Source organism: Nocardia sp. NPDC056064 (assembly GCF_042266925.1).
Taxonomy (GTDB): domain Bacteria; phylum Actinomycetota; class Actinomycetes; order Mycobacteriales; family Mycobacteriaceae; genus Nocardia.
On record NZ_JBHJWO010000001.1, the window covers coordinates 2,924,161 to 2,947,159 of the forward strand.

Sequence of the window (22,999 nt, forward strand, 5' to 3'; positions counted from 1 at the left end):
CGGTAGCACCGGTTTCCCGACAGCCGGGCGGCATGGAACCGGTTATGAGACCGGCTGATCGGAGTCGGTCCAGACGCGGAGGAGGCCGTGGCCGGTGGTGCCGGTGGTGATGGTGAGGACTTCGGCCTGGGCGTGGATCCAGTCGGATTCGGCGAAGCGGACACGCAGGGGGAGGCGGCGGGGGGTGCCGGGGGTGCGGGCCACCTCGGCGCAGGCGGCGCGCAGGGCGGCGTGGTCGGCGGGGGCGATGGTGGGGCGTTCGACGGCCCAGCGGTCCAGGGGTGGTGGGGGTTCGCCTGCCCATTCGTAGATGACGGCGCTGGAGAGCAGGATGAAGCCGACGCCGACGCCGGTGCGCTGGGAGACCGCGCGCAGCATGAGGACGTCGGGGTCGACGGCGGCCGCGTCGGCGTCGCGTTCGGGAATGGCGTGCATGAGCGCGCTGACGCGGCGCAGGCGCGGGCGGGTGCGGGTGATCATCTGGAAGCGGCGCACGCAGTCGTCGTCGCCGGCCATGTCGACCTCGCCCTGCCAGTGCCCGCCGGGGGCCAGTTCGGTGGCCACTGCGAAGTAGTCGACCCGGCCGTCGAAGCGCACCATCCGGCCGAACGCGTCGGGTGGGGTGCGCACCACCTGGACCTGGTCGGGGTCGCGGGCGAAGACCAGTTCCTCCAGACCCGGTCCGTGATAGGCGAGTTCGGAGTCGGCCTCCCAGTCCCAGGCGGCGACCCGGCGCCGCGCGCGCACCGGGGCATCGGCGGGGCCGAGCCAGACCTGGACGCCGTGGATGCCGTCGAACGCGCAGCGCACCGGCTCGGTCACCACCAGCGTGTCGCCGACGACCTGCCGTCCGGCCTCCCCGGTCCGGCCCCGGCGCACCGCGTCGAGCAGCAGCCGGGCGTGGCCGGGACCGAGCGCGCGCGACCAGCGAGGAGCCGGAATCCATTGTCTGGCATGGGAATCCGTGGCGACCAGGGTGGGAGTGAGATCCTCGGTGAGGGTCTCCACCAATAACCAGCCGTCGCCCGACATCGCCGCCGTCAGCTCGGCGCCACGCCGCGTCCCGCGCGGGGTAGGTCGAGGTCGAGAGGGATGCGGCCCTCGCGCAGCTGCGCCTCGACGTCCTCGGCGGGCATCGGACGGGCGATCAGGAAGCCCTGGGCGCGATAGCAACCCAGGCCGACGAGGGTGCGCGCGGCCATCGGCGTCTCCACGCCCTCGCCGACCACGCCGAGGCCGAAGGACCCGGCCAGGCCGATGATCGACTTCACGATGGCCAGATCGTCGTTGCTGTCGCCGAGGCGCTGCACGAAACCGCGGTCGATCTTCACCGCGTCCACCGGCAGGGCCTTGAGGTGCGAGAGCGAACTGTAGCCGGTGCCGAAATCGTCGATGGCGATCTGCACGCCCATGCGCTTGAGGCCGCGCAGGGTGAGCCGGGTGCGCACGAGATCCTGCACGACGACGTGTTCGGTGATCTCCAGGCAGACCGAGCTGCCGTCGATGCCGAACAGCCGCAGGATGTCCTCGATACGCTCCACGAAATCGGCGCTGACCAGCTGCACCGGCGAGACATTGATCCGGATGACGACATTGGCCGCCAGCCCCCGCCTGCGCCAGTCGGCGAATTGCGAACAGGCCGAACGGATCACCCAGCGGCCGAGCTCACCGGCCAGATTGGTGGCCTCGGCGACGGAGACGAACGCGCCCGGCGGCAGCAGGCCGCGGGTGGGATGCTGCCAGCGCACCAGGGCTTCCAGGGCGACGATCCGGCCGGTGCGCAGGTCGACCTCGGGCTGGTAGTGCAGCACCAGCGAACCGTCGGAGACGGCGCTGCGCAGGTTGAGCTCCACGTCGTCCTGGAGTTCGAACTGCGCGCGCATGGCGTCGGTGAACACCGCGACGCCGTTGCCGCCGCCGGACTTGGCCGACAGCAGCGCGTGGTCGGCGCGGCGCAGCACGTCCGAGACCGAGGTCTCCCCCGGAATGCCCACCGCCACACCGACACTCACGCCCCGGCTCACCGATTCCTGGCCGACCGATACGCGGCGCCCGATCAGCTGCTGGATGCGGGTGGCCTCGAGTTCGGCGGCGACGGCGTCCATCGGGGCGGCGGGCACGATGACGAACTCGTCACCGCCGAGCCGGGCGATCATGTCGCCGGGCTCGAGGTTCTGTTTGAGGCGCCGGGCCAGCGTGCGGATGAAGTTGTCGCCCGCGCTGTGGCCGAGGAAATCGTTGAGGGCCTTGAGCCGGTCGAGATCGAGGAAGAAGGTGGCGACGGGGCCCGGGTTGTCGGGGTGCAGCCGGTCTTCCATGTATTCGAGCAGGGCGCGGCGGTTGGCCAGGCCGGTGAGGTCGTCGTGCAGGGCGATGTAGCGCAGTTTCTCCTCGGCCACCACACGGGCCTGGAGCTGGGCGAACAGCGCCGAGATGGCCTTGAGGACATTGAGCTCGCGTTGCGACCAGGCGCGGTCGCCCATCTTCACGAAGCCGAGCACGCCGGTGGACTCCCCGCGCGAGACCAGCGGCACGCAGGCCATGGCCACCTCGGGGATGCCCGAACCCTGGCGGATCGTCTCCTGGTAGTCGGCGCTGTCGTTGCCGGGGCGCACGATCAGCGGTTCGACGGCGAATTCGAGGGCGCGGAACACCGAGTCGGCGTGCTCGAACTCGACCACGTGCAGCGGGTCGGGGTCGGGCACGTCCAGCCGGCGCGGCCATTCGGCGACCAGGACGGTCGCGCGGCGGGCGCGGTCGGTGTGGCGCAGATAGCTGAAGTCGACGTCGAAGTGCTCCACCAGGGAGGCGAGTACCCGCTCGCTCGCCGCCACCATGGTCGTGGCGTCGACACCCATCAACTCGGAGGCGACCTGGGTCACCAGTGAGTCGAGCGTTTGCCGAGGCACGTTGTCTCCGATCCGCGCTATCCGTCGTTCCTACTGCCGGGCACCGGCAACCGTCGACTGCGAACGCTCGCAGGCGCGGCGTAGCTCAGACGAAGAACCAATGCCACGTTCTCATCTTCAGGGATTCCCAGCACGTCCAGGAAACGCCTCTGAATGCTCGCAAGTGTATCTGTGAACTCGGGAGAAACGCTGCGCAAATCCTCGGGCCGGTCGGCGTAGAGGAACACCGGCGACACCGGCTGCACCGCCAGCCCCAGCAGTTGGGCCCGCAACCACACCCGTTCCACCGCGGCGCCCGCGCGCGCGTAACCGGCCAGATCCGGGCCGTCACCGGCGCTCGGCCGGAACGACACGGCGATCAGCGCCGAGCTGGCGCGCACCCGGTCGACGGTGAATTCGCCCAGCGCGCTGCCCCCGGACCACTCGCGCAGCCGGTCCATCACATCGGAGCGTCTGCCGACCTGGAGCTTGGCCAGTTCGTCGGGGGCCGGGTCGAGGGTGCGCACGTCGATGCCGGTGCGCAGATCCTCGCCGGGCCAGCGCAGTTCGGCGTAGAGCTCGTCGTGCAGCTGGGGGGTGAGGTAGCGGACGCGGTCGCTGGCGCCCAGCAGCCGGGCGGCCTCGGCCAGCGCGTCCACCGAGGTGATCGCGTGCACGCTCGCCTGCTCGGCCGCCGCGGCGCTGCGCAGGGCGGGCACCACCGTGGCCGACAGGACGCGGGGCACGCCGAGGCGGCGGTTGGTGTGCCGGGTGAGGGCGAGGGGGTAGTCGGCGGCCAGGTCGGGATCGCGGCCCGCGCGCAGGGGCAGGCGGGCGATCAGCGGGGCGGCGGGGTCGTCCACGTGCAGCTGCGGCTCCCCCAGCAACCCGTGAGCAGCCGCGGCGACGCGGGCGTTGTGCAGGGCCGCGCCGACGGCCACGGCGCTGCCGCGCAGCCGGATATCCATCGCGGTCGCGGCGGTGGGATCGAGGGCGATCTCGATCAGCTCGGTGTCGCCGCGCAGACGCCACGGCTGCACATTGCCGCCCGAGGGCGCGCGCTGGGCGCAGGCCAGGATGGCGGCGACGGCGTCGGCCGGGGGTTGTTCCTCGGCGGGTTCGGGCGCGGGGTCGACGGGGTCGTCGTCGAGATAGCCGGGTTCGGCGAGGGAGTCCAGGGCGGCCTCCAGGTCGACCCGGGTGCGGCCCGAGGACAGTTTGGCGCCGAGCCCGATCCGGCGCACCGCCGCGGTGACGATCGCCGCGCCCAGCTGCACGTCACTGCCCAGTTGCGGCCAGGTGGTGATGGTTTCGCCGATCTCGGCCAGGCTGGCCGCCATCCGCGCCGACAACCGGCCCGGGTCCAGGATGCGCAGCACGTGCGGGGCCTTGGCCTTGGTGTCCAGACCGCGCAGCTGGGCGCCGGTGGTGGCGCCGAGCAGACCGTGGAACGGTTCGCGGCCGGGTTCGAGGTCGTAGCGTTCGACGTCGAACAGGCCGCGGTCGCTGGTCTCCATCAGCAGCGGGATGCGGCGGCGGCGGGCGGCCTCGCGCACCGCGAACTTGATGTCGAGCGAATCGCATTCCTCCACGACCAGCGAGAGGCCGTCGAGGAATTCGTCGGCGGTGTCGTCGAGCACGCCGGACTGCCAGATCTCGACGGGGAAATAGGGGTCGAGTTCGGCGATGCGCCGCGCGGTCACCACCGATTTGTTGACGCCGACGTCGAAGAGCCCGCCGGGCACCCGGTTCAGGTTCGACAGCTCGATGGTGTCGAAATCGGCCAGCCGCAGCCGCCCGCACGAGCCCTCCAGCGCCAGCGCGTAGGCCACCGAATGGCCCACGCTCTGGCCGACGACGCCGACCGAGAGCCCGGCCAGGCGCTGCTGTTCCTCGCGGGTGAGCTTGTTGCGGTTGCGGTCGGAGCGGATCGCCCGGAACGCGGCGGGCCCGAGGACGGCCACCAGCGCGCGCCGCCACGGGTAGTAGACCCAGCGTTCCTCGTGCGGGTCGATCCCGGGCGGCAGCCCGACCAGCCGGTCCAGCTCGGCGCGCAGGCCCTCGCGCAGGTCGGTGTGTTCGATCCAGGCGGTGGCCAGCAGCTGCCGCAGGGTTGCCGCGTCGGCCGCGTCGGCCGGATCGAGGACCAGGGGGCGGTAGGGCGCCGCGGAATCGTCGAATGCGGTCATCTACCGGGCCGACCGACGCGCTCCGGTGACCGCGGCCCGCTCGGCCCGTCGGTGAATATGCCGCAAACCCGCCTCGTTGCGCGTCGACTCGACAGCCATCGTGTTCCTACCCAAGTGCTCCACGCCCGCGCGCGGTCGGCGTCCTGCCGATGCCGACAGGTGCAGTATCCGTCATCGAACCCGATTCCACCAGGCGAGTGGCTATTTTTCCGGAAACCTTCTGAGTCAGGTGAAATAACCGCAGGTCAAACGGGGTGAGCGTGGCGGGACCGGAAAAACCGAGACCGGACGGTTTGAATCCGGCTACCAGTCAGCTATCGACAGTGATCGACACGAACAGCTCGACGGTGTCGGGACCGTGCCAGACCTCGATCTCCTCGGCGTAGGCGCGCGAGATCTCCGCCGAGGCGGTCGCGTCGTCGACCTGGGCCCACACGTCCTCGACCGGATCGTGGTAGTCGCCGTTGGGCGCGAACCGCGCGTAGATGCCCTTGGGCACGCGCACCATCAGATCGCCCACCGGGACCTCGTCGGGCGCGGTGTATTCGCGGGCGACCAGGGCGTTCCAGTTGCCCGCGGCATCGGGGACGTAGACGGTGTGCAGCGGCTCGGTGCCGCCGGGACGGTCGCGCAGGCGGTCCTTGAGGAACTCGATCAGATCGCTGTTGCTGACCTTGAAGCTGGGATGTACGCGCGGCACGGCCAGGCCGCCGTAGAGTGCGGCGCCGCGCACCACGATCGTGTAGGTCATCGCGGATCGACCGCCAGGTACAGGTCGATCTTGTACGCGTGCGGGTAGCACTCGAAATCGCCGGTGAAGGTGCGCTTGATCTGGTTGTGCTCCTCGGCGTAGGCGATCTGGGTCCACAGATCCGTCATCACCTGCGGGAAATTACCCACCGAGGAGAAGCGCGCGTAGGTGCCGCGCGGCAGACGGGCGGCGAGATGACCGCGGGTCACCTGGTCGAGCGAATCACACTGGTACCCGACGATCTGGGTGTTGTAGGTGCTCAGCTCACCGGTGTAATCGGTATAGGCGCTGGCGAGGGGGCCGCCGAGGTCCTGGTGCAGGACCGCCGACCACGCGGCTTCGAGATCCCGGTCGCGCAGCTCACCGAGTGCGCGCTTGGGACTGCGGACCGGCAAACCGGCCACCCAGGTCTCGTCCCGCTCGACGATTTCGAACTGCATTGATGACTCTCTCGAAGGGTCGGCTCGGTTGCGCCATGCTATCAACATCGGACGCCGACGGCGGTGACACACCGAGTTGGTCGTCCACCCAACCTAGCCCAGCTGAGCTGGTCAAACGTCCATCATGGACCGGGGCATTGTCCGATTACCCGTGATGGCTTAAGCTCCGGCGCTCGTGGGGATACGCGCGGCACTCGCACCGCGAAAACACGTCACACCGTGGGCGACCGGGGTCGCCGCCGCCGTGCTGACCGGGTATATCGCTGTCCTGCTGGCGAATCCGCGACATTTCTACACCGACGACACCGAGGCGCAGTACGCGCCCATGTGGCAGCTGCTCGGCACCGAACTGCGCGCGGGCCGCTTCCCGGCCATGGTGCCGTGGGAGTGGATGGCGGGCAACTACAGCCTCGAGGAAGCCGGGCTCTACAACCCGCCGCAACTACTGGTGTATCTGCTGGCGCCGTCCTTCGACAACCTGGCGCTCTACGCGACCGCGGTCAAGCTGGTGTTCTCCGTGATCGCCGCGCTCGGGGTGTTCCGGATCTGCCTGGCCTACGGCGCCCGCGCGCCCTGGGCGGCGGTGGCGGGCGTGGCGTTCCCGTTCAGCGGGTGGTTCCTGTTCTTCGACGAGGCCAGCTGGTTCACCTCGCACACCGGCACCGCGTGGCTGGTGCACGCCTGGGCCTCGGCGGTGCTCTACGCGCGCGGCAAGGCCGGGCCGATCCCACTGTTCGTGTTCCTGTATCTGGCGCTGACCATCCAATACGCCTTCCCCGCAGTCGAATCCGGGCTGATGATCGCGGCGGTGGCGGCCGGGGAGTACCTGTACCGGCGGCAGTGGGCGCCGGTGCTGCGGCTGCTCGGGGTCGCCTCGCTGGCGGTGCTCGCGTCGATGATCGCGAATCTGCCGATCCTGCTGTCCTCGCAGGTCACCTGGCGCGGTGACGTGTCCTCGATCTACAACGATCCGTTCCTGACCGTGCCGTGGTCGGAATCGCTGAATGCCTCACTGCCCAGCACGGTTCCGGCGTTCACGGCGTGGTGGGGCCATGTGCAGCCGCTGCCGATGGTGTACATCGCGTGGTTCCTGATCCCGGCGCTGGCCTTCGTCGACTGGCGCGCCGCCGCCCGCGCGGCCGCCGAGTGGAGCGGGATCGCGCTGTTCGCGGTCGCGGCGCTGATGTGGACCGCCGGGCCCGGCGCGATCGGGCCGCTGCGCTGGCCTGCCCGGGTGCTGCCGATGCTGGCGATCGCGCTGCTGGTGCTGGTGTGCGTGCTGATCAGCAGGTACGGGGTGTTCAGCGGGTCGCGGCGGTACACCGCGGCCGCGGCGCTGATCGCGCTGCTGTTCCTGCGATCGTTCTCCGCCGCACCGAAACTCGTCGAACGGCATGTGCTCGCGGTGGCGGTCGTCGCCGCGCTCGGGGCCGGTGTGGTGTGGCTGGCACGGCACCGGGGCGTCACCGCGGCCGCCACGCTGACCATCCTGGCGACCTTCCCGATCGCCTACACCCAGGTGGCGATCGCCCCGCCGACACCCATGTCGTACAACTTCCCCGAGCGCCGCTCGGAGATGGCCGCCGCGTTCCCCGACTTCGGCGGCCGTACTCTGCAATTGGCCGATCGCGTCATGGTGCGCACCGAGGACCGGACCCTCGCGGGCGCGTACGGGTCGATCGCGCTGGGCAGTTACGCCAAGAACCTCGGGCTGAAGTACGTCAACGGCTACACCCCCGTCGGGCACGCGGCCTTCGCCGGGCTGCTGTGCATGGCCTGGGACGGCGGCACCTGCCCCGACGCGTACCGGCGCGCCTTCGCCGTCGAGCCGTCCTCGGACACGCGCGTCGTCGATCTGATGATGCTGGATCGGGTCGTCCTGCAACGTTCGCAGTACCCCGACGCGGGCAACCAGCCCGCGCCCACCGGCTGGAAATTCGTCACCTATCCCGGGCACGAGAACCGCATCTGGGTCCTCGAACGCACCGAACCGCTGCCCCACCCCGGTGACCTCATCGCCCACGAATCCGGCGTGAAGGCGTCCGTCATGCCCGAGGGCGGCCTGACCAACACCACCACCGTCTCCTCCGGCACCGGTGGTCGCGTCGTCTTCTCCCGGCTGGCCTGGCCCGGCTACACCGCCACCCTGAACAACCGCGAACTCCCCACCCGCGCGGTGGCCGACACCTTCCTCGCGGTCGACATCCCGCCCGGCACCCACAACGCCACCCTCACGCTCACCTGGCGTCCCCCGGGTCTGCCGATCAGCCTGACCTGCGCACTGCTCGCGCTGCTCGGGGTCGGCGGCCTGCACTGGTGGTACCGCCGCACCCGCCCGGCGAGCGCGGTGACGCCCGCGACCGGTGGAGTCGAGGTCACGCCACCGGTCAGCTGATGGCGGCGGCCAGGTGCGGCCAGGCCTCGTGCAGATCGGTCTCGAACTGTCCCCAGGTGTGCGAACCGGTCGGCCGGTGGACGTGGGTGGCCGGAATCCCCAACTGCGCCAGCCGACCCGCGAACGCCGCCGTGCAGGCCCCCGCGATCGTCTCGAGCGGCGGGAACGGCAACCCACGGTCGCTCGCCCCCGGCACCCCGGTGGCCGCCGCGAGGAACACCGTCTTGCCCGCCAGCCGGCCCGCGTTGGCGAACACATCGTGCTCCCGCCACCCCGGTCCGCCCGGGATGCCCCACATGTTGCCCGGGTTGCCACCGCCGCGCACCGCCTGCGCGCTGGCCATCGCGATGCCGGCCGGATCGGCCGCCCACGGGCAGCCGCTCAACGCCGCCACGGCGGAGAACCGCGAGCTGCGGATGGTGAGGTCCAGCGCCGAGGACGCGCTCATCGACACCCCGGCGATGGCATTGCGTCCGCTGGCCCCGAGCGCGCTGTCGATCACCCCGGGCAGTTCCTCGGTCAGATAGGTCTCCCACCGCACCCGGCCGACGCCGGGATCGTCGGAGACCCAGTCGGTGTAGAGGGTGAACGCGCCGCCCACCGGCATCACCACATTGACGAACTTGTCGTCGAAGAACCGCCGCACATCGGTGTTGTCCCACCAGGAGATCCCGTCGGCGCCGCCGCCCGCGCCGGTCAGCAGGTACAGCGTCGGCGCGCCCGGCCCCGCGGCTTTGAGGACCCGGTTCTGGATCACCCGGCCCATCGCCGGGGAGTACACATCGAACTGGGCGGCCCGGCCACCCAGCGGCGCCTCCCCCGCCACGTACGCCCCCGGATCGGCCTGCGCGCCCGAGACTCCCAGCCCCAGCGACGCGACGACCGCACACACCACAGCAAGCCACCGTCTCGATGTAGTCACCACCCCGGTATACCCCGTGGTCCCAGCCGACACACCACGTCACACGCGTCCCAGCGGAATCGTCATCCGCGCGGGGCGTGACCAGGCTCACTTTCGGGTTCCGCGGGCCGGACGATACCGCGACGACCTGCCGATTCCCGTCCCGCCGTAGTTCCGCCTACGGCGAAAACCAGATGATTCGTGTCGGTGGCAGCCGGAATACTGACCCGCGCCCGATGAGTTGGTCCCTGCGACACCGTCTCTTCTGTTGTGGTGCCGATCGCGTTCCGCGTGACCCGGCATCGGGCCGCCGCCCGCCGTTTCCCCCATTTTTCCGGAGGTATACCCCGATGTCAGCCGACCTATCCGCACCTGTGTCGACGGGGCGGACACCGACCGTCATCCGGGTACTGGTGCTCGCGACGTTCGTCGTGATCCTCAACGAGACCATCATGATCAACGCGATCCCGCGGTTGATGAGCGATCTGCACGTCACCGAGGTCGCCGCGCAGTGGGTCTCCACCGCGTTCATGCTCACGATGGCCGCCATCATCCCCACCACCGGCTGGTTCCTGCAGCGCGTCACCACCCGGCAGGCCTACGCCGCCGCGATGGGCGTGTTCTTCACCGGCACCGTGATCTCGGCGCTCGCGCCGACCTTCGCGGTGCTGCTGATCGGCCGGATCATCCAGGCGGGCGGCACCGCGGTGATGATGCCCCTGCTCATGACCACCCTGATGACCGTGGTCGCCGAACAGGACCGCGGCCGGGTGATGGGCAACGTCACGCTGGCCATCTCCGTCGCGCCCGCCATGGGCCCGGTCATCTCCGGCCTGATCCTGCAGGTACACGTCCCCGGGATCGACTCGTGGCGGCTGCTGTTCGTGGTGATGCTGCCGATCGCGGCCGTGGTCACCTGGCTGGGTCTGCGTCAGCTGCGCAATGTCGGTGAGCCGCAGCCCGGTGTGCTGGACCTGCCCAGCGTGGCGCTGGCCGCGCTCGGCTTCGGTGGTCTGGTGTTCGGCCTGAGCAAGTTCCACAGCGACGGCTACACCGTCCCGGCCCTGTACGTGGCCGCCGGTATCGCGCTGATCGCCGCGTTCGCGCTGCGTCAGGTGCGCCTGCAGCGCAACGGCACCCCGCTGCTCGACCTGCGCGTGCTGCTGGTGGGCACCTACGCCAAGGCGCTGGTGCTGATGTCGATCGCCTTCCTGGCGATGATGGGCTCGATGATCCTGCTGCCGCTGTACCTGCAGAACCTGCGCGGCCTGTCCCCGCTGCAGACCGGTCTGCTGGTGATGCCGGGTGGTCTGGCGATGGGTCTGCTCGGCCCGACCGTGGGCAAGCTGTTCGACAAGTTCGGCGGCCGCACGCTGGTGATCCCCGGTGCCATCGGCATCGCGGTCTCGCTGGCCGGGTTCACCCAGATCTCGCTGACCATGCCGTACTGGCAGCTGCTGGCCCTGCACATCCTGCTGATGGTCTCGCTGGCCGCCGCCTTCACCCCGGTGTTCACCCTGGGTCTGGGCTCGCTGCCGATGAACCTGTACTCGCACGGCAGCTCGATGCTGGGCACCTTGCAGCAGGTGGCCGCGGCCTTCGGCACCGCGCTGGTGGTGACGGTGATGTCCTCGCGCAGCACCTCGCTGATCGCCGAGGGCACCGACCCCGCCACCGCCACCCTGGACGGCATGCGGCTGGCCTTCCTGGTCTCGGCGGTGCTGGCGCTGATCGTCATCGCGATGGCGATCCTGCTCCCCAACCGCTCGGCCAACCCGCACGGCGCGCACCCCGCCGCCGATGAGGAGCAGGCCCCGGAGCTGGTCAAGAGCTGATCGCTTCCCCTCGAAACCCCCGGTCGCCCGTCGCGTCCGGGGGTTTCGCGTTCCGCGCCCTGGTCAGGACCGGGGGCGCAGGATGACGAACGGAATCTCCCGCTCACCCGCCCACGATTCGTAGTTGTCGAAATTGACGAACGCGTGCGAGATGCGGGGACGAAGCTTCTCCCGCTGCCGCGGGTCGGCCACGACCGCGCGCACGGCCAGCCGCCTGCGGCCGATCTGGACGTGCGTATCGGGCTCGGCGAGCAGGTTGTGATACCACTGCGGATGCCGCGCCAACCCACCCTGCGACGCGGCGACGACCAGGTCGGACCCGTCCTCGATGTACCCCAGCGGGGCGGTGTGGATCGCCCCGGTCTTGCGCCCCCGATGTTCGAGCAGCAGCACCGGCGCCGGATTGCGCCCGGCCGCGCCGACCCGGTACGTGCGGCCGAGCACCCCACCGGTGCCGCGGTAGAGCCACACGTGCGCCAGCCCCATGTACTTCATGATCTTCGGCAGGACCGGCGAGTCGTAGTACGACGGGCGAGGTGCCGGCGTACCGCTCATGAGGAGGCGGCGATGCGGGTGCGCAGTCCCTCGGCGAAGGTCCGGGCGGCCGCCAGGTCCTCGGCGTTCGGGCGGCCCTTGCGCACGCCACCGACGATCAGGAACGGCAGGTAGGTGTCGTAGCCGTAGCAGGAGAACGAGTCCACGACCCGGAAACCCTTCTGCTCCAGCAGGGCCACGAAGTTGCGCTGGTAACGGCGGAATCCCGGCTCGGGGAAGCCGCTGGTGTGCAGCACGAAGGCGCGGCCGCGCTGCCCTTCCGGCAGTGCCTTGACGAACTTGCGCAGCTCCGGATAGAAGTCCATGTTGCGCACCCCCGAGCCGAATCCCACGAGGTCGTAGGTGGCGAGCTCGGCCGCATCGATCTCGTCGGGATCGACGATGCGGGCCCCCAGCACCTCACCGATCACCTCGGCGACCTTCCTGGTATTGCCATGGGATACCGACTTGCACACGATGACGGTCTTCATGCCAATGCTCCTTGATTTCTCGAATCATGGTGATGTTGACCAACTCCGGCCACCATTCCAACCTAGCCACGCGACCGGGCCCGGGAAATCCTCCGATCGACCGCCGCACTACCCCTTTCGATCCTCCGCGCCCCCGGACGACGAAAAAGGGCCCGGTCGGTGACCGGGCCCTTCTGTTGTGGAGCTAAGGGGAATCGAACCCCTGACCTTCTCGATGCGAACGAGACGCGCTACCAACTGCGCTATAGCCCCGTGCGGCTCTGGTGAACCGCGCTGTGACACTGTATCAGGCGGTGCGCCCGGATACCGAATCGGTACTCTGACCTGCTGTTCTGCGGGGATTCACCAGTTACTCGCCGACTGCGCGACCGAGGTCTTCGACCCGGTGGCGGAGCGCGCGTGAGGTGGCCGGATCGAAGGCTTCGAGGTACTCGAACATCGGGTCCTCGTCGTCGGTGTCGAGCAGGGTGGAGCGGCGGCGCAGGGCGCGCGCGGTGTCGCGGTCCATGGTGCGGCGGGTGGTCGCGGCCTCCGGGGTGACCTCGGCGTCCTCGCGCCGCTTGCCGCGGGTGAGGCGGGCCGCGCGGCGGCGCCGGATCTCCTCCTCCACGTGCACCTGCTTGCGCAGGTAGGCCAGGTAGCCGGTGAGTACGGCCGCCGAGAGCCCGCACGCCCACCAGAACATCGAGTTCAGCAGCAGGCCGAAGGCGGCGAACAGGATCACCGCGATGATCAGCCCGAGCACGGCGCGCTGGCGGAAGCTGTAGCGCGCGGCGCGCGCGATGGCGTCGGCCTCGGGGTCGTAGCCGCCACGGCCGCGGCGGGAGGGCACGAAGTCGTCGTCCTCATCGAGGCCGGCGGGCTCCTCGGCGGGCTCGACGTCCTCGAGCCGGGCGGGTGGGGCGGGTGGGATGCGGGCCGAGACCGTGTCCTCGTCGGCCGGGACCTGTTCGGGTGCTTCGTCTTCGGCGCCGGAGTCGGCGAGATCGGTTGTCCCGTCCGGCTCTTCGGCGGTGGCGGTACCGGAGTCCGGCGCCGCTTCGAGTTCGCCTACCGCGGTGGTCTTTTCGTCGTCATCTTCGGTGACGGTCTCGTCGGTCGTCATCCGATCCTCCGAATCAGTTCGGTGGGGGCGCTTGCTCAGCACACGGGGGCGGTAGTCGGGATCGGTCTCGTGATCGCCCGCTGCCCCGATGCGGATCCGGCGTTCGGCCCCGCCACGGTGCAGCACACGGGTGGCGAGCGCGGCATCGGTGGTACGGCGGATCCGGGGATGCCGGTCCGCCATGATCGGGAACAGGACGAAGACCCACAGCACGACCAGTCCGATCCACAGGATCGAATTCGGCATCGCGGTCATCACCTCCCGTCCCCGCCTGCGTGTTGTCCGTTCGTGGACGCACCACCGACGTCCGTAGGTTAATTCGGGCGCACGCACCCGTGTGGCAGGCGCGCCGTGCACACCTGCCACATGAGTAACAGAATTTTCACGGCAGCGCCGCTCGACCCTCCCTGACCAGGCGGTCCGACACGGTGCCCATGACCTCTTCGACTGTGAGACCGACCAGCATGTGATCGCGCCAGGCCCCGTCCACATCGAGGTAACGGCGCAGCAGGCCCTCTTCGCGGAACCCGACATTGCGCAGCACCGCCTGGCTGGCCAGGTTCTCCGGCCGCACCGTCGCCTCCACCCGGTGCAGGCCGACCGGCCCGAAGCAGTGGTCCAGACCCAGCGCCAGTGCGGCGGTGGCGACACCCTGACCACCCAGATCCTTGGCCACCCAGTAGCCGATCCAGGCCGAGCGCAGCGCGCCACGCACGATATTGCCGATCGTGAGCTGCCCGCTGAACTGCCCGTCGACCTCGATGACCAGCGGGATCATCGCGCCCCGGCGGGCCTCGGCCTTCAGGCTCGTCCACAGCGAGGGCCAGTTCGACGCGTGATTGCGCGCCTCCCAGCTGCCCCGGCCGGTCGGCTCCCAGGGCTCGAGGTGGTCGCGGTCGCGCAGCCGGATGCGGCTCCAGGCCGCGGCGTCGCGAAAACGCACGGGACGCAACGTCACCTGGCCGCCTGCCACGATCAGTGGACCGAGCCGGGCGGGCCATCCGGGATGCTGACCGGCCCGGAACACGTTCATCGACTCCACGTTTCAGCCGCGCTGCGCCAGGAACGCGACCCGCACCTCGTCACCGGTGCGGAAATCGGTGTCGTCGGGCTCCACCACGATCAGGCTGTTGGCCTCGGCCAGGGTGGCCAGCAGGTGCGAGGACCCGCTGTTGCCGTTGCCCAGCGGCTGCACCAGGTAGTCGCCGGTGGCCTCGTCGCGCAGCAGCTGCGCGCGCAGATAGCCCTTGCGGCCCGGCATCGACGACACCGGAGTGATGGTGCGCGCGTTGACGATCCGGCGCATCGGCTGACGGCGGCCCAGCGCGATCCGGATCAGCGGACGCACCATCACCTCGAACACCACCAGCGCGCTGACCGGATTCGACGGCAGCAGGAAGGTCGGCACCTCGTCGCGGCCCAGCCGCCCGAAGCCCTGCACCGAGCCGGGATGCATGGCGACCCGGTCGACCTCGAGTTCCCCGAGCCCGTCGAGCGCCTCGCGCACCTGCTCGGAGGCCCAGCCGCCGACCGCGCCCGCGATCACGACGACCTCCGAACGCACCAGCTGGCCCTCGACCACATCGCGCAGCCGGCGCGGATCGGCGCTGACGATGCCGACCCGGTTCACATCCGCGCCCGCGTCGCGCGCGGCGGCGGCCAGCGCGTAGGAATTCACGTCGTAGACCTGGCCGGGGCCGGGGGTGCGGTCGATGTCGATCAGCTCGCCACCGATCGAGATCACCGACAGGCGCGGGCGCGGATGCACGAGCACCTTGTCCTGGCCGACGGCGGCCAGCAGGCCCACCTGGGCGGCGCCGATGATGGTGCCCGCGCGCACGGCGACGTCACCGGGCTGCACGTCGTCACCGACGCGGCGCACGTAGTCGCCCGAGCGGACCGGCTCGAAGACCTTGATCCGCGCGCGGCCGCCGTCGGTGAAGTCCAGCGGCAGCACCGCGTCGGCCAGGGTGGGCAGCGGGGCACCGGTGTCGACGCGCACGGTCTGGCGCGGCTGCAACCGGATGGGCTGGCGTGAACCGGCCACCACCTCGCCGACCACCGGCAGGGTGAGGTCGATGAGCTCGCCCTCTTCGTCGCGGACATCGGTGCCCGCGGCGGTGACATCGACGCTGCGCACGGCATAGCCGTCGACAGCGGCCTGATCGAAGCCGGGCAGCGGACGTTCGGTGATGACGTCCTCCGCGCACAGCAGTCCCTGGGCCTCGGAAATCGCCACCCGGACCGGCCGGGGCGCGACCGCTGCCGCGGTGACCTTGATCAGCTGATCCTCAACCGAGCGCAATCAAGCTCCTGTGTTGTTCGGGTCCCACTCCGGGCTGAGCCGGAAATTCAGCCACTCGCGCAGCTGCGGGCCGTATTCCTCCCGCTCGAGGGCGAAATCGACGGCAGCTCGAAGATAACCGCCCGGGTTGCCCAAATCGTGGCGCGACCCACGGTGGACCACGACATGGACCGGGTGGCCCTCGGCGATCAGCAGCGCGATGGCATCGGTGATCTGCAGTTCTCCGCCCGCGCCGGGCTCGATGCGGCGCAGTGCGTCGAAGATCACGCGGTCGAGCAGGTAGCGGCCCGCGGCGGCCAGGGTCGACGGCGCGTCGGCCAGCGCCGGCTTCTCGACCATGCCGCGCACCCGCAGCACGTCGGCCTCGGCGCCCTCGTCGATGGCCTCCACGTCGAAGACGCCGTAGGCGCTGACCTGGTCCTTGGGCACGTCGATGGCGCACAGCACCGAGCCGCCGCGCTCGCGCCGGACCCGGCTCATCGTCTCGAGCACCCCGCACGGCAGCACCAGGTCGTCGGGCAGCAGCACCGCGATGGCGTCCTCGTCGGCGTCGAGCACGGCCTCGGCCTGGGCGACGGCGTGACCGAGGCCAAGCGGTTCCTCCTGCACGACCGAGGTGACGTCGAGCAGCGCGGGCGCCTTGCGCACCTTCTCCAGCAGCGCGAACTTGCCGCGCTCGGCCAGCGTGCTCTCCAGCACCAGGTCCTCGACGAAGTGCGCGACCACGCCGTCCTTGCCCGGCGAGGTCACGATCACCAGCCGGTCGGCGCCGGATTCGGCGGCCTCGGCGGCGACCAGCTCGATGCCGGGGGTGTCGACCACCGGCAGCAACTCCTTGGGCACCGTCTTGGTGGCAGGCAGAAACCGCGTTCCGAGCCCGGCCGCGGGGACCACCGCAGTGCGGAATCCGGAGGTCTTGTCTGTCATGCGCATACCCTATCCATTCTTGTGCCGTCCGATCGCCGACGTCGCGACGATCCGGCGTCGGCAAGAGCTTAGGGTGGTCGCTGTGGAGATGCCCGGTGAGCGCACCAAATATGCGTGGCGGACCCGGATCCTGGCCGACCGGACCCAGCTCGGAGCCGCCGAACACGCCGCCGAAGCGGCCGCGCTCGCCGCGCTGACGCCCACGCTGGCCGGGGCGGACGAGGTGGTGTGCGCCTACGTGCCGATCCGCGGCGAGCCCGGCGATCTGCGCATGCTCGACGCGTTGCGCGCGGGCGACGCCACGGTGTTGCTGCCGGTCACCGGCGCGCCCGGCCCGCTGAGCTGGGCGCGCTACGACGGCCCTGATTCGCTGCGGAAGGCCCGCTTCGGCCTGCTCGAACCGACCACACCCACGCTGCCCCCGGAGACGGTGTCCGAGGCCACGACGATCCTGGTCCCGGCCCTGGCGGTGGACCGGCGCGGCGTGCGTCTCGGGCGCGGCGCGGGCTACTACGACCGCACGCTGGGGGCGGCGCGGGCGAGTACGCGGCTCATCGCGGTCGTGCGGGATACTGAACTGGTCGACCGGCTGCCCGAGGAAGCGCACGACCGGCGGATGGGGTGGGCACTGACACCGCGCGGCGGACTGTGCGAATTGGGCCGTGACCTTCCCGTTCGCCCGGAATGAAAAGGCGATTCGCGACGTTGGCAGTGTCGGCGGTAGAGTGCTAGATCGACGAGACTTGCGGAGGATCCTGTGCCAACTTATTCGTACGCGTGCACCGAGTGTGACAACCGCTTCGACATCGTTCAGTCCTTCTCCGACGACACACTGACGGAATGCCCGCAGTGCTCCGGGAAGCTGCGGAAGCTGTTCAACTCGGTCGGCATCGTCTTCAAGGGCAGCGGTTTCTACCGCACCGACAGCCGGGGTGGCGCGTCCACCGCGAGCGAGCCCGCCAAGACCTCCTCCGACAGCAACGGCAGCTCGGCCGCGTCGAGCGCCGGGACCAGCTCCACACCGGCCGCTGCCAGCTGATTCACCAGTTGTCCACAGCCCCGGAGTTATCCACAGGCGGGGCTTTTCGGGGGGTTGCGGGTCGGCGCCGCTGCCTACGCTTCGGACATGACTCGCAGTCTTGCCGATCTGGGGCGTGGCAGCTCCTGGCGCTTCGCCCTCGGTAATCGCCCGGCCTGGGCTGATGCCCTGCTCGTGCGCCGTGTGCTCGCGGCCCTGCTGGCCGTGACGGCCCTGGTGCTGTTCGTGCGCGGCGACCCGGGCGCCCAGCGCCACGACGTGGTGGTGGCCGCCCACGATCTCGCGCCCGGCAGGCTGCTCACCGCCGAGGATCTGCGCGTCGACCGGCACGAATCCCGCGCGCTGCCCAGCGGTTCGGTCGCCGATACCGCCGCCCTGCTCGGCGCCACCCTCACCGGGGCGATGCGCGCGGGCGAGCCCTTCACCGATCTGCGGGTGGTCGGCCCGCGTCTGGCCGCCGCCGCGGCGGCCAGCGCCGACGCCAGGATCGTGCCGATCCGGCTGGCCGATCCGGCGGTGGCCGAAGTGTTGCGCGCGGGTGATCGGGTCGATGTCGTCGGGGTGGAGGACGCCGGGGCGCCCGGTGCCGCCCGTCCGGCCCGCACGCTGGCCACCGATGCCGCGGTACTGCTGGTCACCGCCACCGGCGAGCGTCGTTCAGGGGCGGAACGGGTGGTCCTGGTCGCGCTGGCGCACGAATACGCCGCGGCCGTCGCCGGTGCGTCGCTGCGAACGGCGCTCACCGTCGTCTTACATTGAGATCCGGACCGCCGGGCGCCGACCGCCCCGGCGATTGTTCGCGAGAAATTTGCCGAAACTGTCGTTAGCATCACTCAAAGACCAGCACCACCGTTTCGCATCATTCGACAATGGAGCGCAGCGCCCCGGGCCGGCTCCGGTACGAAGGAGACATCGGCATGCTCAAAGGTTTCAAGGATTTCCTGCTCCGCGGCAATGTGGTCGACCTGGCTGTCGCGGTGGTCCTGGGTACGGCCTTCGTCGCAATCGTCACCGCGTTCACCAACGGGATCATCAATCCGCTGCTCGCCCTGTTGGGCGGGACCGATGAGCTGGGCTGGGGCATCCAGCTCGACCCGGACAAGCCCGCCACCTTCATCGCGCTCGGCCCCATCATCACCGCCGCGATCAATTTCCTGATGATCGCGCTGATCCTGTACTTCGTGCTGGTGCTGCCCGCGACCATGGCCAAGAAGCGGTTCTCCACCGCCGACGAGAAACTGACCGAGAACGAGCTGCTCATCCAGATCCGTGACCTGCTGGCCGCCGACCGGGGTGCCGCCTCCAACGGCAAGCACAGCTTCGTCACCGAGCCCGAGCCGAGCACCGACGGCAAGCGCGGCAGCTGAATCCGCCACGCGCACAGCCAATCCGGGGCCTGATCACCGTGGCGACCAGGCCCCGGGATGCCCTCAGCCGAGGCTGAAGGGCTGGCCCCACAGGGTGACCCAGCTGATCACGTTGTCGGTCTCCACCTCGACGCTGACGAACGAGCGCGCCTGCGCGTAGCCGCCGCAGCCGGACAGGCCGATGGTCTCGTCGGCCCAGGTCACCGAGCCGGACCCGCCCTGGAAGGCATTGCGGGTCTTGTGGGACTCGTCGCCGTAGTCGTCGGGCATCTCGAGATCGAGGACGTAGAAGGACTTGGACTGGCCGGGGCCCAGCGTCAGCGAACCGCCGCCGAGACCGACCGCGCTGTCGGCGTCGAAGCCGCCCTCGGCCGAGGGGCCGCCGCCGGCGATATTGACCTGGCAGCCCACGGTGTAGCCGGGGAAGATCTTGCCGCCACCGTCGCCCGACACCGTCACCTGGGCACTGCCCGAGACCCACGCATTGCGGTGTACGGGTGTCGATCCCATCGACGGATTGATGTTCGCGGACTCCCCGACCATGCTGATGTCGACGACGGTGCCGTCGGACAAGGTCTTGGTGATGTGTCCGCCCGGCAGCGGAACGAAGGTGTCGGCGTGTGCCGCACCGGTGGAGAACAGGCCCAGCGCCACGGTCGCCGCGGCGGCGAGTCCGGCCACGCGCGCCATGCTTGCAACATTGCTGATCACAGTTGACCCCTCGAGGGTGAATTCGATTGAGCGAGCGAGAATGTCGTGACCCGGCCGGGCTCAGCCGATGCTGAACGGCGCGCCGTAGAGGGTCGTCTTCGAGTAGTGGTCACCGATGATCTCGACCACCGTGTACGCCCGGGCCTGGGCGTAGCCCGCGCACCCCTGGATCTGGATCTCGGCATCCTGGTAGTCCACCGAGTACACACCGGGCTTCAGGATGTCCTTGGAGCTGATCTGGACGAAGGCCACCTCGCCGGGCCCGAGATTCAGGCCGATCGAGGCCTCGCCCAGCGGACCGTCCATGGTGTCCGCGCCGACCGCGGCCTGCGCGCTGATCGCCTCGTCGCCGATGCTCACCTGGCATCCGACGATGTAGCCCGTATTCAGCTGCGACGCACCGTGAGTCGAGGAATTGTTGGAACCGGAACGGTTGGACGGGCCGTTCCACGGACCCACCTCACCTTCCGGCGTGACCTGCACATCGGCGCGCGCGCTGCCCGAGACCCAGACCACGCGGCCCGCGCCGTTGGCGGCCAGCGACGGGGAGATGACGGCATGCTCACCGGTGCGGCTCACGGTGACACCGGGGCCTGCCTTCTGTCCGTCCGGCAACGGCACGAAGGTATCCGCGTTGGCAGCACCGGCCGACAACAGGCCGATCGTCACGGCCACTGCGGCGCTCGCGCCCCAGGCGCCGCGACGCACGCGGTTGGTGCGGTTCTCGCTCATTCTTCCCCTCGAGGTGTACGCAAAATCCGACCTCGACCATCGAGGCCGATATCTGTGTGCTGCGCCCGGTCCCAGCTGGGGTGTGCCACAAGGCAATCACCGCTGGCAACAGAGCAGAGCGCCCTGCCGGGAGGTGGATCGAGAAAGCTGAAAGCCGCCACAAACATAATGAGCCGACCGGCCGATGTCCAGCGCCTTGGAGATCGCGAACAGCAAAACGGGCCGGTCGCTCGCGCGACCGGCCCGTGATGTGTTCGGGATGAGGCGAATCAGCCGAGGCTGAAAGGCTGACCCCACAGCGTGACCCAGCTGATCACATTGTCGGTTTCCACCTCGACGCTGACGAACGCGCGCGCCTGCGCGTAGCCGGCGCAGCCCGACAGGCCGATGGTGGTGTCGGACCAGGTCACCGAGCCGGAGCCGTTCGTGAACTTGTTCGACTTGCCGTGCGACTCCGAGCCGTAGTCGTCGGCCTTCTCGATGTCGAGCACGTAGAACGAGGAGGACTGGCCGGGGCCCAGCGAGAGCTCGCCGCCGGTGTTCACGCCCGCGTCGACGTTGCCCTCCCAGTCGCTGCCCAGATCGCCACCGCCGGAGACGCCGCCGCCGGAGATGTTGACCTGGCAGCCCACGGTGTAGCCGGGGAAGATCTTGCCCGAGCCGCCGTCGGAGACGGTGACCTGCGCGCTACCCGAGACCCACGCGTTGCGGTGGACGGGGGTCGAGCCCAGGGACGGGTTGATGTTGGCCGACTCGCCGACCAGGCTGATGTCGACGACGGTGCCGTCGGAGAGGACCTTGGTGATGTGTCCGCCCGGCAGCGGAACGAAGGTGTCGGCGTTGGCCGCACCCGTGGAGAACAGGCCGACGGCCACGGTGGCCGCGGCCCCGACGCCGGCCGCCTTCGCCAGGTACTTACGGTTGATCATTGATTTGTCCCTCGAGGAGTGAGTTCGCCGCAGCGAGAAGAAGATTCGTACCGGTTCGACAGACGTCAGCCGATGCTGAACGGCATCCCGTAGAGGGTGGTCTTCGAGTAGTGGTCGCCGATGATCTCGACCACGGTGTACGCGCGGGCCTGCGCGTAACCGGCGCAGCCCTGGATCTCGATCTCCGCGTCCTGGTAATCGATGGCGTAGGTGCCCGCCTTCAGGATGTCCTTCGAGCTGATCTGGACGAACTTGACCTCGCCCGGGCCCAGGTTGACGCCGATCGAGCCACCCGCGGTCACGCCGCCGGTGCTGATGCCGCCGGACACGCCGGCGCCGATCGCGTCGTCGGCGATGCTCACCTGGCAACCGACGATGTAGCCGGTGTTCAGCTGGGAGGTTCCGTGGGTGGAGGAGTTGTTGGAGCCGGGGCGGCCCGACGGACCGTTCCAGGGGCCGACCTCGCCCTCGGGGGTGTCGGCGACCTCGGCGATGGCGGTGCCCGAGACCCAGACGACGCGGCCCGCGCCGTTGGCGGCCATCGACGGGGAGATCAGGGCGTGCTCGGCGGTGCGGGTGATGGTCACTCCGGCCGGGCTGACCTTCTGACCGTCCGGCAACGGTACGAAGGTATCGGCGTTGGCGGCACCGGTCGACAGCAGGCCGAAGGCCACGGCGGCCGCGGCAGCGCCGACGCTCGCGGCGCGGGCGCCACGACGCACACCAGTGGTGCGGTTCTCGCTCATACTTCCCCTCATCAGGTGTCTAACAGCCGGTCTCGACTTTCGAGACCGAACGGGTGGACCTCACAGGCCCAGCTCAGTGTGTCGCCCCTTTGTTGCCGTTGCGTAACCAACTGTTATTTCGGCGATACGGCCGGGGCTGTGTGTGGAACCCGAGCCAGGGTTCCACCGGGGGTTCGATCGACTCACGGAAGCGGGGCTGTGAGGGCCGGTAGTTGATGGCCCGATGGCGAACATTAAACGCTCGTGCGTCTTTACGCCAAGGAAAGAGTTCGTAAATTTCAGCGCCGTCGCAGGCACAGGTGCGCACATCGCCACATGCTTTGACGTGCATTTATGCATCCCTTACCGGCATCGTCAACCGGGATCGACGCGGCCGGATCGAACCGGACAAAGGGTGCTTATACGACAAAAGACCACGCTATCGCGTGGTCTCGGGGAATTTGTCACCGCTTCGCAATCACAGCGAATACGGCATTGTCGTGAGGGTTTATTACCGGCGGGTTACGCCGGATAACGGTACGGTCACCCGTGATGCGGCGGAACTTGCGAACGCAGCCATTCATCGCTGTCGCCGGAGTGGCCGGAACCACGTTCGTCGCGGGTGGTCTCGGGCAGCACCTCACCGAAGATCCGGGCCAGGCGCAATGCCTCGGCGGCCTTGCGCCGGGCCGCCTCCTGCCGCTCCGGTGAGGTGCCTTCCGAGGGCGTCATCGA

23 protein-coding genes and 1 tRNA gene are annotated in these 22,999 nt (G+C 69.7%); 6 read left to right on the top strand and 18 right to left on the bottom strand.

The window, feature by feature from the left end; all coding sequences use genetic code 11:
- Positions 1 to 42: 42 nt before the first annotated feature.
- The 5 genes from ACFC06_RS13500 to ACFC06_RS13520 all read right to left on the bottom strand — a co-directional run bounded on the left by ACFC06_RS13500 (position 43) and on the right by ACFC06_RS13520 (position 6,268).
- Positions 43 to 1,032 (bottom strand): GAF domain-containing protein, encoded by a 990-nt coding sequence (locus ACFC06_RS13500; protein WP_375930031.1) that lies wholly within the window; start codon positions 1,030 to 1,032, stop codon positions 43 to 45.
- Between the two features lie 8 nt (positions 1,033 to 1,040).
- Positions 1,041 to 2,858, bottom strand: a complete 1,818-nt coding sequence (locus ACFC06_RS13505; RefSeq protein WP_375935466.1) for a putative bifunctional diguanylate cyclase/phosphodiesterase — start codon at positions 2,856 to 2,858, stop codon at positions 1,041 to 1,043.
- A gap of 68 nt (positions 2,859 to 2,926) precedes the next feature.
- Positions 2,927 to 5,077, bottom strand: coding sequence for an Rv1355c family protein (locus ACFC06_RS13510; protein ID WP_375930032.1), 2,151 nt, complete (start codon positions 5,075 to 5,077; stop codon positions 2,927 to 2,929).
- A gap of 310 nt (positions 5,078 to 5,387) precedes the next feature.
- The gene (locus ACFC06_RS13515; RefSeq protein ID WP_375930033.1) at positions 5,388 to 5,828 is read right to left on the bottom strand and encodes an AraC family transcriptional regulator; all 441 of its coding nucleotides are present in this window, start codon (positions 5,826 to 5,828) and stop codon (positions 5,388 to 5,390) included.
- Positions 5,825 to 6,268, bottom strand: coding sequence for a GyrI-like domain-containing protein (locus ACFC06_RS13520; protein WP_189025953.1), 444 nt, complete (start codon positions 6,266 to 6,268; stop codon positions 5,825 to 5,827). Before ACFC06_RS13520 ends, ACFC06_RS13515 begins: the two co-directional genes overlap by 4 nt.
- 175 nt (positions 6,269 to 6,443) lie before the next feature.
- Here ACFC06_RS13520 and ACFC06_RS13525 point away from each other — a divergent pair, with 175 nt between their 5' ends.
- Entirely contained in the window at positions 6,444 to 8,663 is a 2,220-nt protein-coding gene (locus tag ACFC06_RS13525; protein WP_375930034.1) for a hypothetical protein, read from the top strand.
- Here ACFC06_RS13525 and ACFC06_RS13530 read toward each other — a convergent pair.
- Positions 8,656 to 9,558 (bottom strand): alpha/beta hydrolase, encoded by a 903-nt coding sequence (locus ACFC06_RS13530; RefSeq protein WP_375930035.1) that lies wholly within the window; start codon positions 9,556 to 9,558, stop codon positions 8,656 to 8,658. The genes ACFC06_RS13525 and ACFC06_RS13530 overlap by 8 nt on opposite strands.
- 356 nt (positions 9,559 to 9,914) lie before the next feature.
- Here ACFC06_RS13530 and ACFC06_RS13535 point away from each other — a divergent pair, with 356 nt between their 5' ends.
- Positions 9,915 to 11,399, top strand: coding sequence for an MDR family MFS transporter (locus tag ACFC06_RS13535; protein WP_375930036.1), 1,485 nt, complete (start codon positions 9,915 to 9,917; stop codon positions 11,397 to 11,399).
- A gap of 63 nt (positions 11,400 to 11,462) precedes the next feature.
- Here the strand turns inward: ACFC06_RS13535 and ACFC06_RS13540 are convergent, their stop codons facing one another.
- From ACFC06_RS13540 to ACFC06_RS13570, 7 genes are all read right to left on the bottom strand, one after another.
- Positions 11,463 to 11,954, bottom strand: coding sequence for a nitroreductase/quinone reductase family protein (locus ACFC06_RS13540; RefSeq protein ID WP_375930037.1), 492 nt, complete (start codon positions 11,952 to 11,954; stop codon positions 11,463 to 11,465).
- On the bottom strand, positions 11,951 to 12,424 hold the full coding sequence (locus tag ACFC06_RS13545) for a flavodoxin family protein (RefSeq protein ID WP_375930038.1): 474 nt from the start codon (positions 12,422 to 12,424) through the stop codon (positions 11,951 to 11,953). The genes ACFC06_RS13540 and ACFC06_RS13545 overlap by 4 nt, the downstream gene beginning before the upstream one ends.
- Before the next feature lie 179 nt (positions 12,425 to 12,603).
- Positions 12,604 to 12,676, bottom strand: a tRNA-Ala gene (locus ACFC06_RS13550).
- Between the two features lie 97 nt (positions 12,677 to 12,773).
- Positions 12,774 to 13,775, bottom strand: a complete 1,002-nt coding sequence (gene glpR, locus ACFC06_RS13555; RefSeq protein ID WP_375930039.1) for a gephyrin-like molybdotransferase receptor GlpR — start codon at positions 13,773 to 13,775, stop codon at positions 12,774 to 12,776.
- Between the two features lie 136 nt (positions 13,776 to 13,911).
- Positions 13,912 to 14,562: a GNAT family N-acetyltransferase gene (locus ACFC06_RS13560; protein WP_375930040.1), complete on the bottom strand. Its 651-nt coding sequence runs from the start codon at positions 14,560 to 14,562 to the stop codon at positions 13,912 to 13,914.
- A gap of 12 nt (positions 14,563 to 14,574) precedes the next feature.
- Complete coding sequence (gene glp, locus ACFC06_RS13565; protein WP_375930041.1) at positions 14,575 to 15,834, bottom strand: gephyrin-like molybdotransferase Glp; 1,260 nt, start codon at positions 15,832 to 15,834, stop codon at positions 14,575 to 14,577.
- Positions 15,835 to 16,761, bottom strand: coding sequence for a UTP--glucose-1-phosphate uridylyltransferase (locus tag ACFC06_RS13570; RefSeq protein ID WP_375930042.1), 927 nt, complete (start codon positions 16,759 to 16,761; stop codon positions 15,835 to 15,837).
- An 88-nt stretch (positions 16,762 to 16,849) separates the two neighbouring features.
- Here ACFC06_RS13570 and ACFC06_RS13575 point away from each other — a divergent pair, with 88 nt between their 5' ends.
- From ACFC06_RS13575 to mscL, 4 genes are all read left to right on the top strand, one after another.
- Positions 16,850 to 17,449, top strand: a complete 600-nt coding sequence (locus tag ACFC06_RS13575; RefSeq protein ID WP_375935469.1) for a 5-formyltetrahydrofolate cyclo-ligase — start codon at positions 16,850 to 16,852, stop codon at positions 17,447 to 17,449.
- 69 nt (positions 17,450 to 17,518) lie between these two features.
- Positions 17,519 to 17,800, top strand: coding sequence for an FmdB family zinc ribbon protein (locus ACFC06_RS13580; protein WP_375930043.1), 282 nt, complete (start codon positions 17,519 to 17,521; stop codon positions 17,798 to 17,800).
- A gap of 87 nt (positions 17,801 to 17,887) precedes the next feature.
- The gene (locus ACFC06_RS13585) at positions 17,888 to 18,559 is read left to right on the top strand and encodes an SAF domain-containing protein (RefSeq protein WP_375930044.1); all 672 of its coding nucleotides are present in this window, start codon (positions 17,888 to 17,890) and stop codon (positions 18,557 to 18,559) included.
- A 158-nt stretch (positions 18,560 to 18,717) separates the two neighbouring features.
- Entirely contained in the window at positions 18,718 to 19,167 is a 450-nt protein-coding gene (gene mscL, locus ACFC06_RS13590) for a large conductance mechanosensitive channel protein MscL (protein ID WP_375930045.1), read from the top strand.
- A gap of 63 nt (positions 19,168 to 19,230) precedes the next feature.
- Here mscL and ACFC06_RS13595 read toward each other — a convergent pair whose 3' ends face one another.
- From ACFC06_RS13595 to ACFC06_RS13615, 5 genes are all read right to left on the bottom strand, one after another.
- Positions 19,231 to 19,857 (bottom strand): MspA family porin, encoded by a 627-nt coding sequence (locus tag ACFC06_RS13595; RefSeq protein ID WP_375930046.1) that lies wholly within the window; start codon positions 19,855 to 19,857, stop codon positions 19,231 to 19,233.
- A gap of 81 nt (positions 19,858 to 19,938) precedes the next feature.
- The gene (locus ACFC06_RS13600; protein ID WP_375930047.1) at positions 19,939 to 20,610 is read right to left on the bottom strand and encodes an MspA family porin; all 672 of its coding nucleotides are present in this window, start codon (positions 20,608 to 20,610) and stop codon (positions 19,939 to 19,941) included.
- A 269-nt stretch (positions 20,611 to 20,879) separates the two neighbouring features.
- Entirely contained in the window at positions 20,880 to 21,539 is a 660-nt protein-coding gene (locus ACFC06_RS13605) for an MspA family porin (RefSeq protein WP_375930048.1), read from the bottom strand.
- Positions 21,540 to 21,604: 65 nt separating this feature from the next.
- Positions 21,605 to 22,285, bottom strand: a complete 681-nt coding sequence (locus ACFC06_RS13610; RefSeq protein WP_375930049.1) for an MspA family porin — start codon at positions 22,283 to 22,285, stop codon at positions 21,605 to 21,607.
- A gap of 522 nt (positions 22,286 to 22,807) precedes the next feature.
- Complete coding sequence (locus ACFC06_RS13615) at positions 22,808 to 22,996, bottom strand: hypothetical protein (protein WP_375930050.1); 189 nt, start codon at positions 22,994 to 22,996, stop codon at positions 22,808 to 22,810.
- Positions 22,997 to 22,999: the final 3 nt, after the last annotated feature.

Bases quoted from the DNA above. Each gene is read 5' to 3' on its own strand.
- ACFC06_RS13595 (WP_375930046.1), bottom strand. From the start codon at position 19,857: ATGGCGCGCGTGGCCGGACTCGCCGCCGCGGCGACCGTGGCGCTGGGC.
- ACFC06_RS13515 (WP_375930033.1), bottom strand. From the start codon at position 5,828: ATGACCTACACGATCGTGGTGCGCGGCGCCGCACTCTACGGCGGCCTG.
- ACFC06_RS13570 (WP_375930042.1), bottom strand. From the start codon at position 16,761: ATGACAGACAAGACCTCCGGATTCCGCACTGCGGTGGTCCCCGCGGCC.
- ACFC06_RS13505 (WP_375935466.1), bottom strand. From the start codon at position 2,858: ATGGGTGTCGACGCCACGACCATGGTGGCGGCGAGCGAGCGGGTACTC.
- ACFC06_RS13535 (WP_375930036.1), top strand. From the start codon at position 9,915: ATGTCAGCCGACCTATCCGCACCTGTGTCGACGGGGCGGACACCGACC.
- ACFC06_RS13610 (WP_375930049.1), bottom strand. From the start codon at position 22,285: ATGAGCGAGAACCGCACCACTGGTGTGCGTCGTGGCGCCCGCGCCGCG.
- ACFC06_RS13520 (WP_189025953.1), bottom strand. From the start codon at position 6,268: ATGCAGTTCGAAATCGTCGAGCGGGACGAGACCTGGGTGGCCGGTTTG.
- ACFC06_RS13540 (WP_375930037.1), bottom strand. From the start codon at position 11,954: ATGAGCGGTACGCCGGCACCTCGCCCGTCGTACTACGACTCGCCGGTC.
- ACFC06_RS13510 (WP_375930032.1), bottom strand. From the start codon at position 5,077: ATGACCGCATTCGACGATTCCGCGGCGCCCTACCGCCCCCTGGTCCTC.
- ACFC06_RS13600 (WP_375930047.1), bottom strand. From the start codon at position 20,610: ATGAGCGAGAACCGCACCAACCGCGTGCGTCGCGGCGCCTGGGGCGCG.
- glpR (WP_375930039.1), bottom strand. From the start codon at position 13,775: ATGCCGAATTCGATCCTGTGGATCGGACTGGTCGTGCTGTGGGTCTTC.
- ACFC06_RS13615 (WP_375930050.1), bottom strand. From the start codon at position 22,996: ATGACGCCCTCGGAAGGCACCTCACCGGAGCGGCAGGAGGCGGCCCGG.
- ACFC06_RS13500 (WP_375930031.1), bottom strand. From the start codon at position 1,032: ATGTCGGGCGACGGCTGGTTATTGGTGGAGACCCTCACCGAGGATCTC.
- ACFC06_RS13575 (WP_375935469.1), top strand. From the start codon at position 16,850: ATGCCCGGTGAGCGCACCAAATATGCGTGGCGGACCCGGATCCTGGCC.
- ACFC06_RS13605 (WP_375930048.1), bottom strand. From the start codon at position 21,539: ATGATCAACCGTAAGTACCTGGCGAAGGCGGCCGGCGTCGGGGCCGCG.
- ACFC06_RS13560 (WP_375930040.1), bottom strand. From the start codon at position 14,562: ATGAACGTGTTCCGGGCCGGTCAGCATCCCGGATGGCCCGCCCGGCTC.
- mscL (WP_375930045.1), top strand. From the start codon at position 18,718: ATGCTCAAAGGTTTCAAGGATTTCCTGCTCCGCGGCAATGTGGTCGAC.
- ACFC06_RS13545 (WP_375930038.1), bottom strand. From the start codon at position 12,424: ATGAAGACCGTCATCGTGTGCAAGTCGGTATCCCATGGCAATACCAGG.
- ACFC06_RS13585 (WP_375930044.1), top strand. From the start codon at position 17,888: ATGACTCGCAGTCTTGCCGATCTGGGGCGTGGCAGCTCCTGGCGCTTC.